The sequence below is a fragment of the Caballeronia sp. EK genome, from assembly GCF_014384845.1.
Taxonomy (GTDB): Bacteria; Pseudomonadota; Gammaproteobacteria; order Burkholderiales; family Burkholderiaceae; genus Caballeronia; species Caballeronia jiangsuensis.
In genome coordinates this window covers 310,684-331,360 of record NZ_JACSUE010000003.1, presented here as the reverse complement: position 1 = coordinate 331,360, position 20,677 = coordinate 310,684, and the positions used below count along the sequence as shown (strand labels likewise).

General features: G+C 63.9%; 15 protein-coding genes. 12 read left to right on the top strand and 3 right to left on the bottom strand.

Going from position 1 to position 20,677, the window contains the following annotated elements:
- Positions 1 to 183 precede the first annotated feature (183 nt).
- From IAG25_RS10180 to IAG25_RS10140, 9 genes are all read left to right on the top strand, one after another.
- Positions 184 to 1,773, top strand: coding sequence for a sugar ABC transporter ATP-binding protein (locus IAG25_RS10180; RefSeq protein WP_187604747.1), 1,590 nt, complete (start codon positions 184 to 186; stop codon positions 1,771 to 1,773).
- On the top strand, positions 1,774 to 2,763 hold the full coding sequence (locus IAG25_RS10175; RefSeq protein WP_187604746.1) for an ABC transporter permease: 990 nt from the start codon (positions 1,774 to 1,776) through the stop codon (positions 2,761 to 2,763).
- A 172-nt stretch (positions 2,764 to 2,935) separates the two neighbouring features.
- Positions 2,936 to 3,958, top strand: coding sequence for a LacI family DNA-binding transcriptional regulator (locus tag IAG25_RS10170; RefSeq protein ID WP_035498640.1), 1,023 nt, complete (start codon positions 2,936 to 2,938; stop codon positions 3,956 to 3,958).
- Positions 3,959 to 3,984: 26 nt separating this feature from the next.
- Positions 3,985 to 4,935, top strand: coding sequence for a ribokinase (rbsK, locus tag IAG25_RS10165; RefSeq protein ID WP_187604745.1), 951 nt, complete (start codon positions 3,985 to 3,987; stop codon positions 4,933 to 4,935).
- Between the two features lie 177 nt (positions 4,936 to 5,112).
- A complete protein-coding gene (locus IAG25_RS10160) occupies positions 5,113 to 6,831 on the top strand; it encodes a methyl-accepting chemotaxis protein (RefSeq protein ID WP_187604744.1) in 1,719 nt (572 codons plus the stop codon).
- A 129-nt stretch (positions 6,832 to 6,960) separates the two neighbouring features.
- Positions 6,961 to 7,722, top strand: coding sequence for a hydratase (locus IAG25_RS10155; protein ID WP_187604743.1), 762 nt, complete (start codon positions 6,961 to 6,963; stop codon positions 7,720 to 7,722).
- A 375-nt stretch (positions 7,723 to 8,097) separates the two neighbouring features.
- A complete protein-coding gene (locus IAG25_RS10150) occupies positions 8,098 to 10,020 on the top strand; it encodes a PrkA family serine protein kinase (protein WP_035498636.1) in 1,923 nt (640 codons plus the stop codon).
- A 217-nt stretch (positions 10,021 to 10,237) separates the two neighbouring features.
- Positions 10,238 to 11,503, top strand: coding sequence for a YeaH/YhbH family protein (locus tag IAG25_RS10145; RefSeq protein WP_187604742.1), 1,266 nt, complete (start codon positions 10,238 to 10,240; stop codon positions 11,501 to 11,503).
- A complete protein-coding gene (locus tag IAG25_RS10140) occupies positions 11,500 to 13,164 on the top strand; it encodes a SpoVR family protein (protein ID WP_035498631.1) in 1,665 nt (554 codons plus the stop codon). Before IAG25_RS10145 ends, IAG25_RS10140 begins: the two co-directional genes overlap by 4 nt.
- 45 nt (positions 13,165 to 13,209) lie before the next feature.
- On the opposite strand, the gene IAG25_RS10135 is transcribed toward IAG25_RS10140, so the two are convergent.
- Entirely contained in the window at positions 13,210 to 14,265 is a 1,056-nt protein-coding gene (locus IAG25_RS10135; RefSeq protein WP_029672478.1) for an AI-2E family transporter, read from the bottom strand.
- Positions 14,266 to 14,547: 282 nt separating this feature from the next.
- Here IAG25_RS10135 and rarD point away from each other — a divergent pair, with 282 nt between their 5' ends.
- Positions 14,548 to 15,423 carry an EamA family transporter RarD gene (rarD, locus tag IAG25_RS10130; RefSeq protein WP_029672479.1) on the top strand — a complete coding sequence of 292 codons (876 nt, stop codon included), beginning with the start codon at positions 14,548 to 14,550 and terminating at the stop codon, positions 15,421 to 15,423.
- A 6-nt stretch (positions 15,424 to 15,429) separates the two neighbouring features.
- On the opposite strand, the gene IAG25_RS10125 is transcribed toward rarD, so the two are convergent.
- Complete coding sequence (locus tag IAG25_RS10125; RefSeq protein WP_187604741.1) at positions 15,430 to 16,425, bottom strand: aldo/keto reductase; 996 nt, start codon at positions 16,423 to 16,425, stop codon at positions 15,430 to 15,432.
- Between the two features lie 54 nt (positions 16,426 to 16,479).
- Complete coding sequence (locus tag IAG25_RS10120; protein WP_375336511.1) at positions 16,480 to 17,934, bottom strand: DHA2 family efflux MFS transporter permease subunit; 1,455 nt, start codon at positions 17,932 to 17,934, stop codon at positions 16,480 to 16,482.
- 83 nt (positions 17,935 to 18,017) lie between these two features.
- On the opposite strand from IAG25_RS10120, the gene IAG25_RS10115 reads away from it, so the two are divergent.
- Together IAG25_RS10115 and IAG25_RS10110 are read left to right on the top strand one after the other, a co-directional pair.
- Positions 18,018 to 18,878, top strand: a complete 861-nt coding sequence (locus IAG25_RS10115; RefSeq protein WP_187604740.1) for a LysR family transcriptional regulator — start codon at positions 18,018 to 18,020, stop codon at positions 18,876 to 18,878.
- A 128-nt stretch (positions 18,879 to 19,006) separates the two neighbouring features.
- Positions 19,007 to 20,665, top strand: coding sequence for a tannase/feruloyl esterase family alpha/beta hydrolase (locus tag IAG25_RS10110; protein WP_029672483.1), 1,659 nt, complete (start codon positions 19,007 to 19,009; stop codon positions 20,663 to 20,665).
- The last annotated feature ends 12 nt before the right edge of the window (positions 20,666 to 20,677 follow it).

Here is a 20,677-nt window from a genome sequence, read left to right as displayed (position 1 = left end):
CCCGGCGCGCGGCGGCGTCGTCGGGCGCCGTTTCGCGCGAAAAGCCTAAAGTTCGCGGCCGGCGTGCCGATAACACACTGACGAGCGCGGAAGGCAGACGGCGCGGGCATTGTCCGCGGCCATCCGGACGCTTTTCCGCGCGGGACCACCACGAGGATGCACAGCGAAGCCTTGAAGCGCCCCATGAGCGGACCGAACGATGCGAACGTGCTGACGGTGACGGGCATCGGCAAGACCTATGTCGAGCCGGTGCTGGCGGACGTCTCGCTGGCGCTCGTTCCCGGCGAAGTGCTTGCGCTCACGGGCGAGAACGGCGCGGGCAAAAGCACGCTGTCGAAGATCATCGGCGGACTCACGGACCCGACCACGGGCACGATGACGCTCGCGGGCCAGCCCTACTTGCCGAAGAGCCGCTCGGACGCCGAAGCGCTCGGCGTGCGCATGGTGATGCAGGAGCTGAACCTGTTGCCCACTTTGTCGGTGGCGGAGAATCTGTTTCTGAACCGCCTGCCGCGCAAAGGCTTCGGCTGGATCGACCGGAAGCGGCTCGCGCAAGACGCGCGTCATGCGATGGCGCAGGTCGGGCTCGACGCGATCGATCCGGACACGCTCGTCGGCGGCCTCGGCATCGGGCATCAGCAGATGGTCGAGATCGCGCGCAATCTGATCGACGATTGCCGCGTGCTGATCCTCGACGAGCCGACCGCGATGCTCACCGCCCGCGAAGTCGATCTGCTGTTCGAGCAGGTCGAGCGGCTGAAGGCGCGTGGCGTCGCGCTCGTCTACATCTCGCACCGGCTGGAGGAATTGCAGCGCATCGCCGAGCGCGCGGCCGTGTTGCGCGACGGGCGCCTCGTGCATATCGGTCCGATGGACGAACTCACGAGCGACCGGCTCGTCACGCTGATGGTCGGACGCGAGATCGGCGAGCGCATCGATCTCGGCGAGCGGCGCATCGGCGGCGTCGCGCTGAAGGTGGAAGGCATGACGCGTGCGCCCGTGGTGCGCGACGTGTCGTTCGAGGTCCGCGCGGGCGAGATTTTCGGCGTGAGCGGGCTGATCGGCGCGGGCCGGACCGAACTCATGCGCCTCATTTACGGCGCGGATCGCGCGGACGCGGGCACGGTGTCGATCGCGCGCAACGGCGAGCCGCTGCGGCGCGTGTCGGTGCGCTCGCCGTCGGACGCGGTCGACGAAGGCATCGCGCTGATCACGGAGGATCGCAAGGGCGAGGGCCTTTTGTTGAGCCTGCCCATCGCCGCGAACGTTTCACTGGGCAATCTGGGCGCGGTGGCGCGGCATGGCGTCGTCGATACGCGCCGGGAATCCGCGCTCGCGCAGCGCCAGATCGACGCGATGCGCATCCGCACGTCGGGGCCTGCGCAGGCGGTGTCGGAGCTGTCGGGCGGCAACCAGCAAAAGGTCGTGATCGGCCGCTGGCTCGCGCGCGACTGCACGGTGCTGCTGTTCGACGAACCGACGCGCGGCATCGACGTCGGCGCGAAGTTCGACATCTACGGGCTGATGGGCGCGCTCGCCCGCGAAGGACGCGCGCTCGTCGTCGTGTCGAGCGATCTGCGCGAGCTGATGCTGATCTGCGACCGGATCGGCGTGATGTCGGCCGGGCGCATGACGGGCGTGTTCGAGCGCGCGAGCTGGACGCAGGACGCGCTGCTCGCGGCGGCGTTCTCGGGTTACGCGAAGCGCGAGGCGATCCTGCACGATCCGATCGCGCCCGATGCGAAAGCGCCCGAAGACAACCTGGAGCACTGAATGAGCGAAGCGAACCTGCCCGCCGATGCACCGAAGAGCACGAAAGGCGTCGGCACGCGTCTCGGCATTTCGAATTACCTGGGTCTCGCGGGTGCGCTCGCCGCGATGATCGCGCTGTTTTCGGTGCTGAGCACGCACTTCCTGACGTACGACACGTTCAGCACGATCGCGAACCAGATTCCCGATCTCGTCGTGATGTCGGTCGGCATGACGTTCGTGCTGATCATCGCGAGCATCGATCTGTCGGTGGGCTCGGTGCTGGCGCTCGGCGCGTCGGTCGTGAGCGTGGCCGCGCTCAAGTGGCACTGGCCGGCGTTTCCCGCCGCGCTGATCGGTCTCGCGGCCGCCGCGCTGACCGGCACGGTGACGGGCCTCGTCACGGTGGCGTGGCGGATTCCGTCGTTCATCGTGTCGCTCGGCGTGCTGGAAGGCGCGCGCGGGCTCGCGTACCAGATGACGAACTCGCGCACGGCGTATATCGGCGATGCGTTCGATTTTCTGTCGAATCCGATCGCGTTCGGCATCTCGCCCGCGTTCCTGATCGCGGTCGCGGTGATGATAATCGCGCATCTGGTCTTGACCCGGACGGTTTTTGGCCGATATCTCGTAGGGATCGGCACGAACGAGGAAGCGGTGAGGCTCGCGGGCGTCAATCCGCGGCCGTACAAGGTCATCGTTTTCGCGCTGATGGGCGCGCTATCGGGACTCGCGGCGCTGTTCCAGATCTCGCGGCTCGAAGCCGCCGATCCGAACGCCGGCGCGGGAGTGGAACTGCAGGTGATCGCGGCCGTCGTGATCGGCGGCACGAGTCTGATGGGCGGGCGCGGCTCGGTCATCAGCACGTTTTTCGGGGTGTTGATCATTTCCGTGCTGGCGGCGGGACTGGCGCAGATCGGCGCGAACGAGCCGACCAAGCGCATCATTACCGGCGCGGTGATCGTGGTGGCGGTGGTGCTGGACACATACCGCAGCAGAAGGAAGCGTGTGTAATCGTTTGTCTGACCGATGGACGGCGACGGCGCGCACCGCACGGGGCGGAAAAGCGGCCGGCGACGGTGGTTGAAGCAAGAGCGGCAAGCAGGGCGCGCGCGATAAGAAGTACGCGCCGGACGCCTTACGACCAATAAGAGCAGTTGGACCAAAGCATAGAGAAGGACGATGTATGGCGACGATCAAAGACGTGGCAGCCATTGCCGGGGTGTCGTTTACGACGGTATCCCACGTAGTGAACAATTCACGGCCGGTGTCGGCCGACGTGCGGGCGAAAGTCGAGCGGGCGATCCTCGAACTCGACTACGTGCCGTCGGCGGTCGCGCGCTCGCTGAAGGCGCGCTCGACGGCGACCATCGGCCTGCTCGTGCCGAACGCGACGAACCCGTATTTCGCCGAACTGGCGCGCGGCGTCGAGGACGGCTGCGCGAAGAACGGCTATTGCGTGTTCTTCTGCAACTCCGACGACGATCCCGCCAAGCAGCGCAGCTATCTGCGCGTGCTGCAGGAAAAGCGTATCGATGGACTGGTGATCGCGTCGGCGGGCGAGGATTCGGTGCTCGCGCAGTGCCTCGCGGGCGCGCGTGAGCCGCTCGTGATCGTCGATCGCAATATCGAAGGGCTGCAATCCGACCTCGTGCAGATCGACCACGAAAAGGGCGCGTATCTCGCGACGCGGCATCTGCTGCAACTCGGGCACTCGCAGATCGGCTGCATCACGGGGCCGGTCGCGACGGCCGTTTCCGCGATGCGCCTGCACGGCTTCATCCGCGCGATGGCCGAGCGCGGCATCGAGATCGAGCCGAACGCGATCGTCCAGAGCGACTTTTCCGCGACGGGCGGTTACGCCGCGGCCTCGCAATTGCTCGACAACATGAGGCCGACCGCGATCTTCGCGTGCAACGACATGATGGGCATCGGCGCGCTGCGTGCGGCGGCGGAGCGCCACATCAACGTGCCGACGGAATGCTCGATCATCGGTTTCGACGATGTCGAGCTGTCGCGCTACACGTATCCGGCCTTGTCAACGGTGGGACAATCGGTGCGTGCGCTCGGCGAAATGGCCGCGCAGACGCTGATCGACCGCATCACCGGCAAGCTGACCGGCACGACACGCCGGCGCGTGGTGGCGCCGCGCCTCGTGCGCCGCGAATCGACCGCCGTGGTGCCCGAATCGCGCAGCGCGAGAGCATAACGAAGGCTGTTCAAAAAGGAAGCGAGATGGGCGACAACGCCAATTCAGGCGACGCAGGCAAGACCGGCAACGTAACCGTGGTCGGCAGCCTCAACATGGACCTCGTCGCGCGCGCGCCGCGTCTGCCGAGGCCGGGCGAAACGCTCGCCGGACATGCGTTCGCGCAGGTGCCGGGCGGCAAGGGCGGCAATCAGGCGGTCGCCGCGGCGCGCCTGGGCGCACGGGTCGCGATGATCGGCTGTGTCGGCAACGATTCGAACGGTGCGACGCTCAAGGGCAGTCTGGAGGCGGAAGGCATCGACTGCACGGCGCTCGCGACCAGCGCTGACGCGCCGACGGGCGTCGCGCTCATCGTCGTCGATGATGCGAGCCAGAACGCGATCGTCATCGTCGCGGGCAGCAACGCCGAAGTGACGCCCGCGCGCATCGAGGCGCAGGAAGCGCTGATCGCGCAGGCCGACGTCATTGTGTGCCAACTCGAAACGCCGCCCGAAACCGTGCGCGCCGCACTCGCCGCCGGCCGGCGTCTTGCGCGCACGACGATCCTCAATCCCGCGCCCGCCGCGCGCAAGTTGCCGCCGGACTGGTTCCCGCTCGTCGATTATCTGATTCCGAACGAACTGGAAGCCGCGACGCTCTCGGGCGTGGCGATCGAAACGCCCGACGACGCGCGCCGCGCGGCGCAGGCGCTCAAGGCAAAGGGCGCGCGCAACGTGATCGTGACGCTCGGCGGACAAGGCGTGCTCGCGCTGCTCGACGGCGCGGACGACGCCGGCGTTCATCTGCCTTCGCCGATAGTCGAAGCAGTCGACACGACCGCCGCCGGCGATACGTTCATCGGTGGCTTCGCGGCAGAACTCGCGCGCGGCGCCGCTCCGATCGACGCAATCGCATTCGGCCAGCGCGCCGCCGCGGTGGCCGTGACGCGCGAAGGCGCCCAGCCGTCGATTCCGCACCGCAGCGAAATTTCCGCATAACTTTTCAATGATCGCTGAAAAACGGCGCGCCTGACGCGCCGTTTTCTTTTCAGACGAAATAATTCCCTCAAGTGCTTACGCTTTCGCGCCGTTTACATCGATAGCGGTCGCGTGATCCTTCGCGCGCGCAGACACGAAACGACGACTCCGCTCGCGGGCGGCATCAGGGAAAACTCAATGAAAAAGGCTTTGACGATCAAGGCGCGCCTCGGCATCTCGATGGCGTTTCTGGGTGGGCTGCTCATCGCGATCGGCGCGCTGGGACTCACCGGCATGAGCCATTCGAACGGCGCGTTTCAGGAAACATACTCAGTGCAGATGCCTGCGGCGATCGCCGTCGGCAACGCCGAAATGTACGCCGCGCGCGAGCGGCTCGTGTTCGACCGCGCGGCGCTCCTCGCCGGCACGCCGGAAGTGGCGTCCACCGTCGAGCGCGCGCGCATGATGCGCGATCGGGCGGACGGCTACTGGAAGGAATACATGTCCTTGCCGCAGGCGCCGGGCGAAAAGCGCCTCGCCGACGCCGCGCAGGACAAGCGCCTCGCGCTGCAGGGCATCGTCGACAAGGGCATCGCCGCGGTCATGGAGAACGACCACGACGGCATCATCGCGAACGCCAAGGCGATGCAGTCGATGTACAACGAGCTCGCCAACGCGGACGACGCGCTGCGCAAGTATCTGACCGAAGCGTCGAAGCAGAGTTACGAAGAGACGCAGAACCGCTTCCTGTGGTTCCGCGCGCTGAGTCTCGGCGCGATCGCGCTCGGCATGGCGGCTGCCGTGTTCGCGTGGGTATCGCTGCGGCGCGCGATCGCGCGCCCGCTCGAAGCCGCGCTCGGTCATTTCGACGCGATCGCCGCGGGCGATCTGCGCCGCGAGGTCGTCGTCACGTCGCGCGACGAAATGGGGCAGTTGCTCGAAGGGCTCGCCAGGATGCGCACGAGCCTCCTCACGACCGTGCGCACCGTGCGCTCGGGCAGCGAATCGATCGCATCGGCGACGCAGCAGATCGCCGCCGGCAATACCGATCTGTCCTCGCGCACCGAGGAACAGGCGTCCGCGCTGCAGGAAACGGCGTCGAGCATGGAAGAACTGACCGGCACCGTCCGCCAGAACGCCGACAACGCGCGGCAGGCGAGCGCGCTCGCGGCGAATGCGTCGGACATCGCGGGCAAGGGCAGCGCGGTGGTCACGCAGGTCGTCGACACGATGCGCGAGATCAACGGCAGCTCGTCGAAGATCGCGGACATCATCACGATCATCGAGGGCATCGCGTTCCAGACCAACATCCTCGCGCTCAACGCGGCCGTCGAAGCGGCGCGGGCGGGCGAGGAAGGGCGCGGCTTCGCGGTCGTCGCGGGCGAGGTGCGCAGCCTCGCGCAGCGTTCGTCGGCGGCGGCGAAGGAAATCAAGGAACTGATCGACACCTCGGTGGCGCGCGTGCGCACGGGCACGACGCTCGTCGATGAAGCCGGCCGCACGATGAACGAGATCATCGGCGCGGTGCAGCGCGTGACCGACATCATGGGCGAGATCGCGGCGGCGTCGGAGGAGCAAAGCAGCGGCATCGAGCAGGTATCGCGCGCCGTCACGCAGATGGACGAGGTGACGCAGCAGAACGCGGCGCTCGTCGAGGAAGCAGCGGCGGCCGCGCAGTCCCTCGAAGATCAGGCCGCGCGTTTGCGGCAGGCGGTAGCCGTATTCCAGGTGGCGGACGGCGCGCCGCTCGCGGTGACAATGTCCGCGTCCACGCCGGCTACGAAAGTTGCACCGCGTGCAACGATGACGCCGCGTGTCGCGCCGCGCGTTTCGCCCGCCAAGCGCGCGGTAACCGCGCCGGCAGCGCCCAAGGCTCCGGCGACCGCGGAGACGGGCGGCGACTGGGAGACGTTCTGAGCAACCGCCTGCGGCGTGAAGCGGCAAACGGGCGGTGAATGCGCGCGAAGGCACACGCGCGCGACCAACGTCGATCCGGTAACCCGTACACTGATGGGTGTGCGTCACCGCTCACACGAGGATATCGACATGACCGGATCGACACTCGCCGCGAAGTTCGCGGACGCCCGCCGCCGGCATCAGCTGATCGAAACGCTGGCGCCCGCCGACATTCCGGCCGACGCGCCCACCGCCTACGCGATCCAGCACGAGATGCTGAGAGAGTCGGATGCGCGCATCGGCGCGTGGAAGATCGGCGCGCGCGCGCCCGACGCGCTCGCCACCGGCGCGCCCATCGACGCCGCGCTTGTTCACGTTTCGCCCGCGCGCGTGCCCTTCGAATCGTTTTTCCGCGTGCTGGTGGAACTCGAAGTCGCGTTCCGCTTCGCCTATGCGCTGCCCGCGCGACATGACCCTTACACGCGCGAGGAAGTATTCGATGCGATCGGCGGTATCGCGGTCGCGCTCGAAGTGGTCGACAGCCGTTTCGCGCAATGGCCCAATGTCGATCCGCTCGCCCAGCTCGCCGACTCGCAGAACAACGGCGCACTCGTGGTGTCGGGCATGGAGCCTTACGACGTCGTCGCGCCGGGCTTCGACTTTCTCCAGCCGCGCCTCGAATTCACGCTGGATGGCGTGTCCATCGCGCCGGCCGCGCTCGGCAATCCGGCGGGCGATCCCCGCGAACTGCTGCCCTGGCTCGTCAACCATTGTTGCCGCATGGGTTTGACCGTCGAACCGTTCTGGACCATCACCACGGGCTCATATACGGGCGCATATCGCGTCGATGGACCTGGCATGCTCCATGGCGCGATCGACCGCATCGGCGAACTGGAACTGGTGCTCGCATGAAGCCGGAACATGCGCATCGATTGCATCGATACTTTGCATCTCATGAGCGCGCGCGCACGTATCCGTCATGACGTGATGAATGCATGTGCGCATGTGAGGCGCACGTCGCATTGGCGGACAGAAGCAGTGGATAAGTAGCGAAGAGCGCGCGGAAACGAACAGGCAGCGACGATGTCGAGAAAGAGGATAGCGACATTGGGATGAGGATTGTAGGTGAACGAAAATAACTCACCAAGATAGGAATTCTTCGAAGCAAATGAACAACGCAAGTGCGTGAAAAAAAATTCGAAAGGGTTTAGGATGATTTCAAGCGATGTCGTTTCGATTACGCGCGTTGCGCACGACATAGCTTTCTGACTTCGGCGAGGAGGTAGCATGGATATCTACAGCAGTTTCGCGACCCGCTTCGAAAAAACCCGCGAGGAGGAATTCTCGCTCGAAGAGTATCTCGCGCTCTGCAAAGAAGATCCTGCCACATATGCAACAGCGGGCGAACGCATGTTGACGGCCATCGGGGAACCCGAATTCGTCGATACGCGACTCGATCCGCGGCTGTCGCGTACGTTTGCGAACAAGGTCATCAAGGTGTACCCGGCGTTCCGTGAGTTTTACGGAATGGAGGAGGTGATCGAGAACGTCGTGTCGTACTTCCGGCACGCGGCACAGGGTCTCGAAGAAAAGAAGCAGATCCTGTATCTGCTGGGTCCGGTAGGCGGCGGCAAGTCGTCGATCGCCGAACGGCTGAAGCAACTCATGGAGCGCGTTCCGTTCTATTCGCTGAAGGGCTCGCCCGTCAACGAATCGCCGCTCGGTCTCTTCGATTACGACGAAGACGGCCCGGTGCTCGAAGAGCAGTACGGCATTCCGCGCCGCTATCTCAAGAGCATTCTCTCGCCGTGGGCCGTGAAGCGCCTGCACGAGTACAACGGCGACATCCGCAAGTTCCGCGTGGTGCGCCGCTATCCTTCGATCCTTCGCCAGATCGGCATCGCGAAGACCGAGCCTGGTGACGAGAACAACCAGGACATCTCGTCGCTCGTCGGCAAGGTGGATATCCGCAAGCTCGAGACCTATTCGCAGGACGACGCTGACGCTTACAGCTATTCCGGTGGCCTGTGCCTCGCCAATCAGGGCCTGCTGGAATTCGTCGAAATGTTCAAGGCGCCGATCAAGGTGCTGCACCCGCTGCTCACCGCGACCCAGGAAGGCAACTTCAAGGGCACGGAAGGCTTCGGTGCGATTCCGTTCGACGGCGTCATCCTCGCGCACTCGAACGAGTCGGAGTGGAAGGCGTTCCGCAACAACAAGAACAACGAAGCACTGCTCGATCGTATCTTCGTCGTGAAGGTGCCGTACTGCCTGCGCTACGGCGAAGAGATCAAGATTTACGAGAAGCTGCTGCGCAACTCGTCCCTCGCCGAGGCGGTTTGCGCACCGGGCACGCTCAAGATGATGGCGCAGATGGCCGTGCTCACGCGTCTGCACGAGCCGGAGAATTCGAGTCTCTTCTCGAAGATGCAGGTCTATGACGGAGAGAACCTGAAGGACACGGACCCGAAGGCGAAGTCGTATCAGGAGTATCGCGATTACGCGGGCGTCGACGAAGGTATGACGGGCGTGTCCACGCGCTTCGCGTTCAAGATCCTGTCGCGCGTCTTCAACTTCGATTCGAGCGAAGTGGCCGCGAACCCGGTGCATCTGATGTACGTGCTCGAACAGCAGATCGAGCGCGAGCAGTTCCCGCCGGAGACGGAGCAGAAGTACCTGTCGTTCATCAAGGACGTGCTGGCTTCGCGCTACGCGGAGTTCATCGGGAAGGAAATTCAGACCGCTTATCTGGAGTCGTACTCCGAGTATGGTCAGAATATCTTCGATCGCTATGTCACCTATGCCGACTTCTGGATTCAGGACCAGGAGTTCCGCGATCACGACACCGGCGAGAGCTTCGACCGCGCATCGTTGAATGCCGAACTGGAGAAGATCGAGAAGCCCGCGGGCATCAGCAACCCGAAGGATTTCCGCAACGAGATCGTGAACTTCGTGTTGCGCGCACGTGCGGCGAACGGCGGCAAGAATCCTGCGTGGATCAGCTACGAGAAGCTGCGCGTGGTGATCGAAAAGAAGATGTTCTCCAACACGGAAGAACTTCTGCCGGTTATTTCGTTCAACGCGAAAGGGTCGGCCGAAGAGCAGCGCAAGCACGAGGACTTCGTCAATCGCATGGTCGCGAAGGGTTACACGCCCAAGCAGGTCCGGCTCCTGTGCGACTGGTATCTGCGCGTGCGCAAGTCGTCGTGATGTAGAGTGGATGGGTATGGGGGAATCGACGGGAGTGGGCGCCATCGCGCCTTACTCCGGTCCCGCGCAAAGCGATAGTCAGGATGTCCCCTGCGGTCCGGGCGCGTGGATTGCGTCCCGACCGCACAGTGGACAGTTTGCGAGACGAAAGACGCCGCGATCAGTCGAAGCTGCACACGGCGCCTCGAAAGCTCGCCAATAACGCGGGAGACTGGATGTGCTGCACCAAATCATCGACCGCAGGTTAGCCGGCAAGAACAAGAGCATCGCCAACCGCGAACGCTTCCTGCGACGCGTCAAGAGTTACATTCGCCGCGCGGTGTCCGACGCGGTGCGCGATCGCAGTATCAAAGACATTCAAAGCACCCAGAGCATCACCATTCCCAAGAAGGACATCTCCGAGCCCTCGTTCCGTCACGGACCGGGCGGCAAGCGCGAGTACGTCCATCCGGGCAACGCCGATTACATTCGCGGCGACAAGATTCCGCGTCCGCCGGGCGGTTCGGGCGGCGGCGGCAAGAGCGCCAGCAACGAGGGCGAAGGGCAGGACGATTTCGTCTTCGAACTGTCCCGCGAAGAATTCATGCAGTACTTCTTCGACGACCTCGAACTGCCGCGCCTCGTCAAGACTCAACTGCTCGCCGTGCCGACCTGGAAGAATGTGCGTGCGGGCTGGGCGGCGGAAGGCACCCCGAATAACATCGATGTGGTCAGGTCGCTGCGCAGCGCGCTCGGACGTCGCATCGCGCTCGGCTGGCCGCTCGCGTCGCAACTGCGCGAGATGGAGCGCCAGCTCGAGCAGTTGAAGGAAGAGAACGCCGACGAGGAAGAGATCGCGCGCCTCGAAGCGGATATCGTCGTCATGCAGGGCCGGATCACGCGCATCCCGTTCATCGATCCGTTTGATCTGCGCTATATCAATCGCGTGAAGCAGCCGACGCCGTCGAGCAAGGCGGTGATGTTCTGCCTGATGGACGTCTCCGGCTCCATGGACGAGCAGCGCAAGGATTTGTCCAAGCGCTTCTTCATCCTGCTGTATCTGTTTCTGCAAAGGAACTACGAGAAGATCGAGGTCGTGTTCATCCGGCACCATACGCGCGCCGAGGAAGTGGACGAAGACACGTTCTTCCATTCGACCGAAAGCGGCGGCACCGTGGTGTCGAGCGCGCTCGAACTCATGAAGAAGATCATGGACGAGCGTTATTCGCCGACTGAATGGAACATTTACGGCGCGCAGGCATCGGACGGCGACAACTGGACCGACGATTCCCCGAAGTGCCGCAGGCTGCTGGCCGAAGACATCCTGCCGAAGGTCCGGTATTTTGCCTATATTCAAGTTGCGCCGGAGGAGCAGAACCTCTGGTTGGAGTATGCTCAGCTTGCGATGGGCGCGCCCGAACTGGCCATGAAAAAAGTCGATTCGGCTGCGGACATCTATCCGGTGTTCCGCGAGCTGTTCGAAAAACAGCAGGCGGCCGCATGACGACGCGGCATTGGCACAACGAGACGCGTGGGTATCAACTGGACAGCACGGACGATCGTGCGGCTTCCAGGCTTGGACCCGAGGCAGAGCAACGCAAGGCGTCCGCAGAGACAGACGAGGCGCACGAGGAAGGCAGAATGAATGTATCGGAGAAGCGGCGACCGCTGCCGTGCCCGTCGGACTGGAGCGTCGAGCTGATCGAAGAGTATGACGCCGAGATTTCGCGCGTCGCGAACGGTTACGGTCTCGACACCTATCCCATTCAGCTGGAGATCATCAGCTCCGAGCAGATGATGGATGCGTATGCGTCCGTCGGCATGCCCGTGAACTATCGGCACTGGTCGTTCGGCAAGCACTTTCTCGCGACGGAGAAGGGCTATCGGCGCGGGCAAATGGGTCTCGCCTACGAAATCGTGATCAACTCGAATCCCTGCATCGCGTATCTCATGGAAGAAAACACCATGACGATGCAGGCGCTCGTGATCGCTCACGCGGCATACGGGCACAACTCGTTTTTCAAGGGCAACTATCTCTTCCGTCTCTGGACGGACGCGCACGCGATCATCGATTACCTCGTCTACGCGAAGAATTACATCGCGGAATGCGAGGAGCGGCATGGACTGGATCGCGTCGAGGAATTGCTCGATTCGTGCCACGCGCTGATGAACTACGGCGTCGATCGCTACAAGCGGCCGCAGAAACTTTCGCTCGCGAAGGAAGCGGCGATGCGGCGCGAGCGTGAAGCGTATCTGCAATCGCAGGTCAACGAATTGTGGCGCACGCTGCCGAAGGGAAAGGACCCATCGCCGGAGGAAATCGAGAGCCGCTATCCGCCGGAGCCGCAGGAGAATCTGCTGTACTTCGCGGAGAAGAACGCGCCCTTGCTGGAGCCGTGGGAGCGCGAAGTCATTCGCATCGTGCGCAAGATCGGCCAGTATTTTTATCCGCAGCGGCAGACGCAGGTCATGAACGAAGGCTGGGCGACCTTCTGGCACTACACGCTGCTGAACACGCTCTACAACGAAGGCCGTCTCGAAGACAGCTTCATGATGGAGTTTCTGCATTCGCATTCGAACGTCGTATATCAGCCGCCGGTGACGAAGCCGTATTACAGCGGCATCAATCCGTACGCGCTCGGCTTTTCGATGATGAGCGATATCCGCCGCATCTGCGAGAACCCGACGGACGAAGATCGCGAGTGGTTCCCGGAACTCGCGGGCAGCAACTGGCTGGACTCCTTGCATTACGCGATGCGCAATTTCAAGGACGAGAGCTTTATCGCGCAGTATCTGTCGCCGCATCTGATTCGCGAGATGCGTCTGTTCTCGATTCTCGACGACGACATGCGCGATGCGCTCGAAGTGTCGGCGATCCATGACGATAGCGGGTATCGCTATGTGCGTCAGGCGTTGTCGCGGCAATACGATATTCATCATCGCGAGCCGAACATCCAGGTGTATTCGGTGAATACGCGCGGCGATCGTAGTCTGACGCTGCGTCACTTCATGACCGACAACCGCCATCTCTCGAACGACAGCGACGAAGTGCTCAAGCACATGGCGCGCTTGTGGCAGTTCGATGTCTATCTGGAAAGCGTCGACGAGAACGGGACGGTGAGAAAGCGCTTCGACTGCCGGTACGTGCCGCCGAATACGCGTTGAACTCCGTGAAAACCGGCGCTCGATAGCGCCGGTTTTTCGTTGTGGCTACTGCTTGCTTGCCTCGTCCTGCGAAAACAGATCCCAGCTCGCCATGAACAGCGCCGCCACCAGCGGCCCGATCACGAAGCCGTTGATGCCGAAGAGCGCCATGCCGCCGAGCGTCGAGATCAGCACGACCCAGTCGGGCATCTTCGTATCCTTGCCGACGAGAATCGGACGTAGCACGTTATCCACGAGTCCGATCACCACGACGCAGAACACGACGAGAATCAGTCCCTTGATGATCTGTCCCGTCATGAAGAAATAGAGCGCGGCGGGCACCCAGATGATCGCAGCGCCTACCGCGGGCAGCAGGGAAAGGAAGGCCATCAGCACGCCCCACAGCAGCGAGCCGCCGATGCCCAGAATCCAGAAAATCAGCCCGCCGAGCAATCCTTGCACGGCCGCGACCGCGATATTGCCCTTGACCGTCGCGCGCACGACCGTGGTGAACTTCGCGATCAGATGCTGCTTGGGCTCCGGGTCCAGCGGAATCGCGCGCCGGATGCGACGGCCGATCTCGCCGCCGTCGCGCAGCAGAAAGAACACGAGATACAGCATCACGCCGAAGCTCACGACGAACTGGAACGTGTTCTGCCCGATCGACAGCGCCTGCGCCGCGGCGAACTGGCTGATCTGCGACGCGCCTTCCATCAGCTTCTGCTGCACGCCGACGATGTCGTCGAGCCCGAACCGCCCGAGCAGTTGCTGCGCCGATACCGGCAATGCATGCAGCACATGCTGGAAATACAGCCCGAAATTCAGGTCGCCGCTCTTGATCCGCGCATAGACGAGGCCGACCTCCTGAACGAGCGTCACCGCGACGACCGCCAGAGGAATGATGACGATGAGAATCGCGGCGGCCAGCGTCGTCAGCGCGGCGAGATTGCGGCGCTTGCCGAAGCGCGCGGCGAGATAGCGCTGCATCGGCTGGAACAGGATCGCGAGAATCGCGCCCCAGAAGATCGCGCCGAAAAACGGCAGCAGCACCCAAGCGAGCGCGAGCGTCACGGCGCACAGCAGGATATGGAAAAAATTTTGATGGACAGATTGGTTATTCATTAGCGACCAGTAGGGCGGGCAGGAGGGCGAACGGCAATCGCGCGGGCGGCCATGCTAGCACGGCCCTTCGGATGGCTTTCGCGCTCAGGGTTCGAGCAGGAATCCGGCCAGGGGTTCGCCTTAAATCTGTCATCGTTTGATTGCCGCTGGAGCCAAACCCCGTGCGTCGACTAAAATCCGGCTTCCAATCCTTGCGGATCGCTTTCCTGCCGGACGGCCAGGCAAACGCGGGCGAACGAGCCGATCGTTCGTGCGCGGCCACTCCGCTCTACGCATCGAACAATGAATCCAGGCGTCATCTACGCATTCTCGGCCTTCGCCATCTGGGGCCTTTTCCCGATCTACTTCAAGGCCTTGCACTCGATCGGCGCGGTCGAGATGCTCGCGCACCGCATGGCGTGGTCGATGCTCTTCCTGTTGATCGTCATGACCGTGCGCCGCCAGTGGAAGTGGCTCGGCCCCGTTTTGAGCGACCGGCGCCTGCTTGCGCGCTTCGCCGCGAGCGCGGTGCTGCTGTCGGCGAACTGGGGAATCTATATCTGGGCGGTGAACGATGGCCGTATCGTCGAGGCTAGCCTCGGCTACTTCATCAATCCGCTCGTCAACGTGCTGTTCGGGATGGCGTTCCTGCACGAGCGGCTGCGGCCCGTGCAATGGATCGCGGTGACGATCGCCGCGCTCGGCGTCCTGTGGCTGACGTGGGTGAACGGCGCGCCGCCGTGGATCAGCTTAGCGCTCGCGCTGACGTTCGGCGGCTACGGGCTTTTGCGCAAGACCGCGTCGCTCGGCGCGCTCGAAGGGCTCACGCTCGAAACGATGCTGCTGTGTCCCGTCGCGCTGCTCTATCTCTTCTTCCTGAGTTCGCACGGCGGCAGCGGCTTCGCGCATGCGTCGCCCGGCGTGAAGCTGCTGCTCGCGGCGGCCGGGCCGGTGACCGCGGTGCCGCTCTTGCTGTTCGCGGCGGGCGCGCGGCGCATTCCGCTATCGATGCTCGGGCTCATCCAGTACATCACGCCGACGCTGCAATTGCTGATCGGCGTCGTGATCTATCAGGAATTCTTCGGGCACGATCAACTGCTCGGCTACGGCGCGATCTGGGCCGCGCTCGCGATTTACTCCCTCGAAGGCGTGTATCGCGCGCGCGCGGCCCGCGTCTGAAAAGGATCAGCGCAACGCGTCGCCGAAACGATATTCGACCGTCGCTTCGTCGAGCTTCGCTTTGACTTCCGGATCGATGGGCTGATCGACAGCGGCGAGCGTCTCGTTCAGTTGATCGGGCCGGCTCGCGCCGATGATCGCCGAAGTCACCGCCGGATTCGCCAGCACCCACGCGAGCGCCGTGCTCGCGAGCGAACGTCCCGTCGGCGCGACGATCTCATTGATCCGCTCGATCGTATGAAACTCGCGTTCGTGCCAATAACGCTCGGTGTACGTCGCGCCCGCCTTGCCGACCGCGCCGGTGAAACGGCCTTCGCTCGGGCCGGCACTGAAGCTGTGCTTGCCCGTCAGCAAGCCGCCCGCGAGCGGGTTGTACGGGATCACGGCGAGATTTTCCTCGGTCGCGAGCGGCAGCAATTCGCGCTCGATCTGGCGGAACAGCAGGTTGTAGCGCGGCTGCACGGAAACGAAACGCGCCGCGCGCAACACGTCCGAGCGGCCGAGCGCGCGCGCGAGCCGGTACGCCAGAAAATTCGATACGCCGATATAGCGCGCCTTGCCTTGCCGCACGATGGTGTCGAGCGCTTCGAGCATTTCGTCGAGCGGCGTGTCGTGATCGTCGGTATGAAGCTGGTACAGATCGACATAATCCGTGTCGAGCCGCTTGAGCGACGCGTCGATCGCATCGAGCAGATGCTTGCGCGAAAAACCCTTGTGCCACGCGAGCGGCCCCATTTCATGCGCGGCCTTGGTCGCGAGAATGAAGTTGTCGCGACGGCCCTTCAGCCAGCGGCCGACGATCTCCTCGGTGCGGCCCGCGAGATCGTGTCCGCTGCCGAGCGGATAGACGTTCGCCGTGTCGATGAAATTGACGCCCGCGTCCGCCGCGCGGTCCATGATGCTGCGCGACACGTCTTCCTCGGTCTGCAGGCCGAACGTCATCGTGCCGAGCGTGAGACGCGAAACGGTGAGACCGGTATTGCCGAATTTGCGGTATTGCACGGTTGCGCTCCATAAGAGAACGAGTCGATCGGACCGACAGAATAGCCGCAACGATCAGGACGTGCCGGCGCGGGCGGGTGCGGCGCCCTGCGGCGCGGAATCGAGATAGCGGAACACGACGCCCGACAGCAGCGTGACCACGCCCATGCACACGAAGCTCAGCTTGAAGCCGGCCGCGGTCGAGAACGGCCCCTGGAACAACTGCACGAGCGAGCCGCCGATCGATACGCCCAGGCCGATCGCGAGCATCTGCACCATCGAAAAGAGGCTGTTGCCGCTGCCCGCGTCCTTGCTCGACAAGCCTTTGAGCGTGACGCTGTTCATCGCGGCGAACTGCATCGAGTTGCACGCGCCGAACACGACGAGAATCGCGATTTCGACGGCGAGCGGCAAGGTCGGCGAAAACAGCGCGAACGCGACGATCGACGCGCCCACGAGCGCCGTGTTCACGAGCAGGAACATGTCGTAGCCGTAATGTTTCACGAGCTGCGCGATCCAGCGCTTGCTGACCGTTCCGGCGATGGCGATCGGCAGCATCATGAGGCCCGAATGCAGCGGGCTGTAACCGAGTTCGAGCTGCATCAGAAGCGGCAGAAGGAAGGGCACCGCGCTCGAACCGATGCGGCACAGCAGATTGCCGATCAGCCCGACGCTGAAGTTCGGTTCGTGAAAGAGCGCGAGATGAAAGATCGGATTGCGCTTGTGCCGCGCGTAAGGGACATACGCGAACGCCGACACCGCCGCGAGCGCGAAGAGCGCCGCCGAGACCGCGCCGCGATGCGTCTCCACCGGGCTATCCAGCGCGAGCGAAAACGACACCATGCACATCGACAGCAAACCGCAGCCGATGAAATCGAAGGGCGGCGCATCGTGCAGCGTGTCGTTCGGCAGGAAGCGTTGCACCGCGTAAAGCCCGACCGCGCCGATCGGCACGTTGATCAGGAAAATCCAGTGCCACGTAAACGACTCTACGAACCAGCCGCCGAGCGTCGGGCCGAGAATCGGGCCGACCTGGCCGGCGACAGAGATCATCGCGAGCGCGGACACGTAGGCTTCGCCCGAGACGGCGCGCAACACGGCGAGACGTCCGATCGGCAGCAGCATCGAACCGCCGACGCCTTGCAGCACGCGCGCGAGCACGAGCTGATTCAACGAATGCGCGCCCGCGCAGGCGAGCGAGCCGATGACGAAGAGCGAGATCGCGACGAGATAGACGCGGCGTGTGCCGAAGCGGTCGGCGAGCCAGCCGGAGGCGGGTGTTAGGAGCGCCATCGTGAGCGTGTAGGCGACGACGATCGACTGCATCGCGAGCGGCGCCGCGCCGAGGCTGCGCGCGATGGAAGGCAGCGCCGTGTTCACGATGGTCGTGTCGAGCGCCTGCATGAAAAAGCCCACGGCGACGATCCAGAGCAGTGCCGTGTGCGAAGAACTTTTGGTCATGTGGGAAGCGGGGTTGCGGTCGCCGCGCGACGAAGAAAGCCTTTTGAAAACAAGCCCATCGCGCGATATGTGAAATGTTAATGACTTGCGGCGTCATCGGGAAGACCGCTAACCGCATTGACTGTCATCGTTTTATCCGATCACAATGTCGCATGCTCAATCCAGTCTGGCTGAACACGTTCGCGACCGTGGCCGCGTCGCACAGTTTCACCGATGCAGGGCGGCAACTGGGCCTGCGGCAATCCAGCGTCTCCGAGCATATCCGGCGTCTGGAGGAGAGCGTCGGCCGGCGCCTCTTCGTGCGCGACACGCATTCGCTCGCGCTCACCGCCGACGGCGAAGCGATGCTCGTCCACGCCCGCGTGATCCTCGAAGCGATGGCGCACGCGCAATCGCAATTCAGCTCGCCGCGTCTGCGCGGACGCGTGCGGCTCGGCTCATCGGACGATATCGCGCTCGGGCCGCTGCCGAGCGTGCTCGCGGCGTTTCGCGACACACATCCGGACGTCGAACTGGAAATCACGATCGGCATGACGGGGCGGCTCTATCAGATGGTCGACGCGGGCGAGATCGATCTCGCGGTCGGCAAGCGGCGTTTCGGCGATGCGCGCGGCACGCGGCTTTTTTCCGGACGGCTCGAATGGCTGGCGAAACCGGGCACCATCGTCGATACGAGCGAGCCGCTGCCGCTCATCCTCGTTTCCGAACCGAGCGTCACGCGCGGCGTCGTGCTGGATTCGCTCGCGCAGACCGGCGCAAGCTGGCAGATGGTCTGCACGAGCAGCAGTCACGCGGGCTGCATCGCCGCGGCTCGTGGCGGACTCGGCCTGACCGTGCGCTCGCATTTTCTGGCGGCGCGGGGACTGGCTCCGCCTGTGAATCGCGCGGAGTTGCCGGAATTGCCTGAAGTGGAGTTCATCGCGTTCGGCGCGAAACATCTGAGCCGTCCGGCCGAAACCTTGCTACAGCTTCTCGAAAACAGTGATCTGCGTGGCGAATGGGACGGCGAATGAAACCGAAAGCGAGCGCGGGCGAGGGCAGGGACACTGGTTGCGTCGCAGCAACGACCGGCAGACCCGAATGGCTATCGTAAATCCGTTCTTATATATTGTGCGGCGATTGAAGTAGCCACTTCCAAGACGTGTTTCGCCTCTTCCGCCCACTTTTCTCCGATGTATCCCGATTCCGTGCGTTTGTCGCGGTGATCGCGCTCGCGGCGTTTTCGAGCGCCCACGCGGCCTCGTACGTGGCGAAGCACTGCGACGACCTCGAAGGCAAGAACGTGCCCGCATCGATCATCGGCTTGCCGACGCGCGGCGCGACGATCGTCTCCGCGTGGGTCGTCAAGGCGGCCGCGCCCGGCAACCGCAACGGCGAATACTGCCGCATCACGGGCTTCATCAAGGCGCTGCAGGACTCGACGCCCGACATCCGCTTCGAAGTGAATCTGCCGAGCCGCTGGAACGGTCGCGCGCTGCAGATGGGCGGCGGCGGCTACAACGGCACGATCGTCTCCGGCACCGAACCGATGCCTTTCGCGCCCGACTCGACGCCGCTCGCGCGCGGCTACGCGACCTTCGGCTCGGATTCGGGCCACGTCGGCAATGCGGGCCGCGCGGACTTCGCGGGAAACGATGAAGCCATCGTCAATTTCGGCTTCGGGCATCTGAAGAAAACTCGCGACGTCGCGCTCGCGCTGATCCAGATGGGCTACGGGCGCACCCCCGAGAAAACCTACTTCGCGGGCGGCTCGACGGGCGGGCGCGAAGGTTTTACCGTGATCGAGCGCTTTCCGAACGACTACGACGGCGTGATCGCCAACGCACCCGCGATCAATTTCTCGGGCGTGCGTCTGATGGGCGTGAAAGTCGGGCAGGCGTCGTATGCGAAGCCTGGCGGTTTCGTCGGCGTCGCGCAGCAGCGGCGCGTGTTCGAGACCGTCGTGCACGAATGCGACCGGCTCGACGGTGCGGCGGACGGCATCGTCGGCAACGTGGAGGCGTGCAGGAAGCTGGAGCCGCAGATCATCGCGTCGCTGCGCTGCGCGAACGGGCAACGTCCTTCCTTGCGCGACAGTTGTCTCTCCGATGCGCAGATCGATACGCTCGAGACGCTGCGCGACGGCGTCACGCTGCCGTATCCGCTCGCGTATGGCGTGGATACCTATCCGGGCTACAACGTGTTTCAGGGCGTCGATTTCTCCGGAACGCTCGGGCTCGGCGACTCGCCGACGCTACTGACTCCGCCGACTTTCGGCGCGAACGGCTATCTCTTCGCGCAAGGCGACGCGTATGTCCGTCACTTCGTCACGCGCGATCTCGGCTTCAGCGGGCTCACGTTCGATCTCGACAATCCCGGCCGCTTCAGGCAACGCCTCGTGACGCTCGCGTACACCGTCGGCGCGATGAACCCGGATTTCTCCGCGTTCATCGCGCACGGCGGCAAGCTCATCGCGATGCACGGCCTCGCCGATGAAGTCATCAGCCCGAACCAGACGATCGCGTTCTATCGCGGGCTCATCGATCGATATGGAAAGGACACCGTCGAATCGTTCATGCGGCTCTACATGGTGCCGGGTTTTCAGCACGGCAACGGCGTGTTCATTCCCGCGTGGGACGAACTCGGCGCGCTCGACGAATGGGTAAGCCGCGGCGTCGCGCCGGAAACGCTCGTCGGTAGCGATATCGCGCCCGCCACCAACGGACGCACGCGACCCATCTGCCGTTATCCGGACTATCCGCGTTATCTCGGCAAGGGCAGCATCAACGTCGCCGCGAACTTTCGCTGCGTGGAGCCTTGAGCGGTCGCATCA

Coding starts and splice junctions, on each gene's coding strand:
- IAG25_RS10180 (WP_187604747.1), top strand. CDS start 184: ATGAGCGGACCGAACGATGCGAACGTGCTGACGGTGACGGGCATCGGC.
- IAG25_RS10175 (WP_187604746.1), top strand. CDS start 1,774: ATGAGCGAAGCGAACCTGCCCGCCGATGCACCGAAGAGCACGAAAGGC.
- IAG25_RS10170 (WP_035498640.1), top strand. CDS start 2,936: ATGGCGACGATCAAAGACGTGGCAGCCATTGCCGGGGTGTCGTTTACG.
- rbsK (WP_187604745.1), top strand. CDS start 3,985: ATGGGCGACAACGCCAATTCAGGCGACGCAGGCAAGACCGGCAACGTA.
- IAG25_RS10160 (WP_187604744.1), top strand. CDS start 5,113: ATGAAAAAGGCTTTGACGATCAAGGCGCGCCTCGGCATCTCGATGGCG.
- IAG25_RS10155 (WP_187604743.1), top strand. CDS start 6,961: ATGACCGGATCGACACTCGCCGCGAAGTTCGCGGACGCCCGCCGCCGG.
- IAG25_RS10150 (WP_035498636.1), top strand. CDS start 8,098: ATGGATATCTACAGCAGTTTCGCGACCCGCTTCGAAAAAACCCGCGAG.
- IAG25_RS10140 (WP_035498631.1), top strand. CDS start 11,500: ATGACGACGCGGCATTGGCACAACGAGACGCGTGGGTATCAACTGGAC.
- IAG25_RS10135 (WP_029672478.1), bottom strand. CDS start 14,265: ATGAATAACCAATCTGTCCATCAAAATTTTTTCCATATCCTGCTGTGC.
- rarD (WP_029672479.1), top strand. CDS start 14,548: ATGAATCCAGGCGTCATCTACGCATTCTCGGCCTTCGCCATCTGGGGC.
- IAG25_RS10115 (WP_187604740.1), top strand. CDS start 18,018: ATGCTCAATCCAGTCTGGCTGAACACGTTCGCGACCGTGGCCGCGTCG.